We start from the raw sequence: 1,943 nt of genomic DNA, 5'->3' as shown, positions 1-1,943 counted from the left end.
GCGCGCTAACCAACTGCGCCACAGGGCCATATTGAATTTTGACCTTTAAAAGGTCGGCATGAAGCAAGAAGCTTCGTACCCCCAACGGGATTCGAACCCGTGCCGCCGCCGTGAAAGGGCGGTGTCCTAGGCCGCTAGACGATGGGGGCCCATTGCCTTGGAGCAACGTCTTAAAAATATACTGGAGTAATCGCGCGTTACAAAATCGCCCCGAAAGGAACCCCTAGATGAACGCAGAAAACCATGTCTGACCAGCAACATACCTGCGCCTGCCATGAGCCTCACGCGCACGGGTATAACGCGGATAGCAAAAACAAAGCGAGGTATTTGGCGCGTTTGAAGCGCATCGAGGGTCAAACGCGCGGCATCCACCGCATGATCGAAGAAGACAAATACTGCATTGACATCATCACGCAGATCTCCGCAGTAACCTCCGCGCTAGAAAATGTCTCTTTGGCCTTACTCGAAGACCATATTGAGCACTGCGTAGCCGGTGCCGCCGCCGAGGATGGTCAAGTGGCCCAGGAAAAGCTCGAGGAAGCCATGACGGCTATTCGCAAGCTGGTTAAGAGCTAACGCCCCCAACCAACACATCATGCGAATCTTCAGCGACACTTCAAAGGTCTGACTAGATTGAGCATGAGCTCCCCCTAGCCCCTAGACAGGGAAAGGAGCAGCTCTAGCCTGCCGGCACTGACTAAGCTCCAGCCTGTTTGAATTTGTGCAAAGAAGGAATACTCACAAGGAGCGAAAGGCCACTTATTAAAAGTGGGACATGGCCTGGCGGGACAGCAAGAGCAAAAAGAACAAAACGCCATTTCGTTTCGGATGCCGATAGCCAAAGAGCCGTTTGCAAGACGAGTTGCGCTATAAGCAACAATGCGAGTGTATCCACGTTCAAATATTTGCCTGCGAAAAATGTTATTCCCATAAGGACGGTGGATACATAAGCAAACCTGACGCTTCCTACGCCGGTCAGGGAAAATACCCAAGGGACGCTCCACAAGACAACGAGAAGCGTGCTGTCTACGACTAACCACTTCCTTGGAGAACGAGCTTCTAGCTTGGAAAGCTGATTACGGAACAAAGTTACTGGCAACGCCGCATAAGCAAATGAACATATGGTACCTACATTCACCCCTGCAGTACCGCTAAGCCAGGGAATTCTTAGCAGCCAGCCTTCAGAGAAGGATAGAGCTAAACCAATAAACAACATCATCAGCAAGACCACAAAATTCTGTGACCATGGAAGTACAAGAACGCAAATGATTTCACAGGCTAACCGCTAACTCTACAGGTCGACTGCTCGATACGTTGAACAACATCGCTTACGTCAACTTGTCGGTTAGGATCCCAAGGGAGGCCACTAACCGAAATTCCCAAATCTTTCGCCGGAATTCCACAAATTTGCGCATTTGCACGAATCAATTCCGCAGTTCCAACTTGATCCACAAACTCTCCAACGACTCCTTCCAGAGTTGGTTGGCTACTTAGGCTTAAGTGATCTTCTGAAAAATCTCCCCACACCACCGGTCGATTTGAGAAATCTCCCCACTCAGCTGGCACTATTTTAGAGAAGGCTTCCCGCGCTTGGATGTTCAGTAATATGTTTTCTTTTGGGACCTCCGGCCAAGCGCAGACATCCGAAACACAGACAATCTGCGCAGAGTCCCTTTGTACAAGGCCAAATTCTGTAAGTTTCTGAGCCCAAAACGTAGAACCTACGATAGCCAGAAGTCCTAAAAGCAAAGCTGCCATGTACAGCTTTCTTCGGTGCCTAAGCAAAGCCGCAGCCGAAACTACGAGCAGCGTCACTCCCACAATCCCCGCAACTGCTATACCGATTGCTTTCACATCTAGCGTTGTATCCAGAGAACAGCACGCCAAGAAGTCGCCAGCTAAATGCCTCAAAATGAAGCGTCCTGGGTTTAGTTCCGCTTCTT

At 50.1% G+C, this 1,943-nt stretch carries 3 protein-coding genes and 1 tRNA gene; 1 reads left to right on the top strand and 3 read right to left on the bottom strand.

Translation table 11 applies throughout. The features are described from left to right. Positions 1-76: 76 nt before the first annotated feature. Positions 77-149: transfer RNA gene (locus tag HMPREF2724_RS01250), tRNA-Glu, on the bottom strand. A gap of 94 nt (positions 150-243) precedes the next feature. Between HMPREF2724_RS01250 and HMPREF2724_RS01245 the strand changes: the two genes are divergently transcribed. Then, positions 244-576, top strand: a complete 333-nt coding sequence (locus HMPREF2724_RS01245) for a metal-sensitive transcriptional regulator (protein WP_061924479.1) — start codon at positions 244-246, stop codon at positions 574-576. Between the two features lie 121 nt (positions 577-697). Here the strand turns inward: HMPREF2724_RS01245 and HMPREF2724_RS12560 are convergent, their stop codons facing one another. Both HMPREF2724_RS12560 and HMPREF2724_RS01240 read right to left on the bottom strand, forming a co-directional pair. Further along, entirely contained in the window at positions 698-1,231 is a 534-nt protein-coding gene (locus tag HMPREF2724_RS12560) for a hypothetical protein (protein WP_141748286.1), read from the bottom strand. Positions 1,232-1,278: 47 nt separating this feature from the next. Next, the coding region (locus HMPREF2724_RS01240; protein WP_083306064.1) for a hypothetical protein at positions 1,279-1,943 on the bottom strand (665 nt) is incomplete at its 5' end.

Source organism: Corynebacterium sp. HMSC071F07 (assembly GCF_001810285.1).
GTDB lineage: Bacteria > Actinomycetota > Actinomycetes > Mycobacteriales > Mycobacteriaceae > Corynebacterium > Corynebacterium simulans.
Note: the sequence above shows the minus strand (reverse complement) of the source record. Positions and strands in the feature narration are given on the sequence as shown.

Coding starts and splice junctions, on each gene's coding strand:
- HMPREF2724_RS01245 (WP_061924479.1), top strand. CDS start 244: ATGTCTGACCAGCAACATACCTGCGCCTGCCATGAGCCTCACGCGCAC.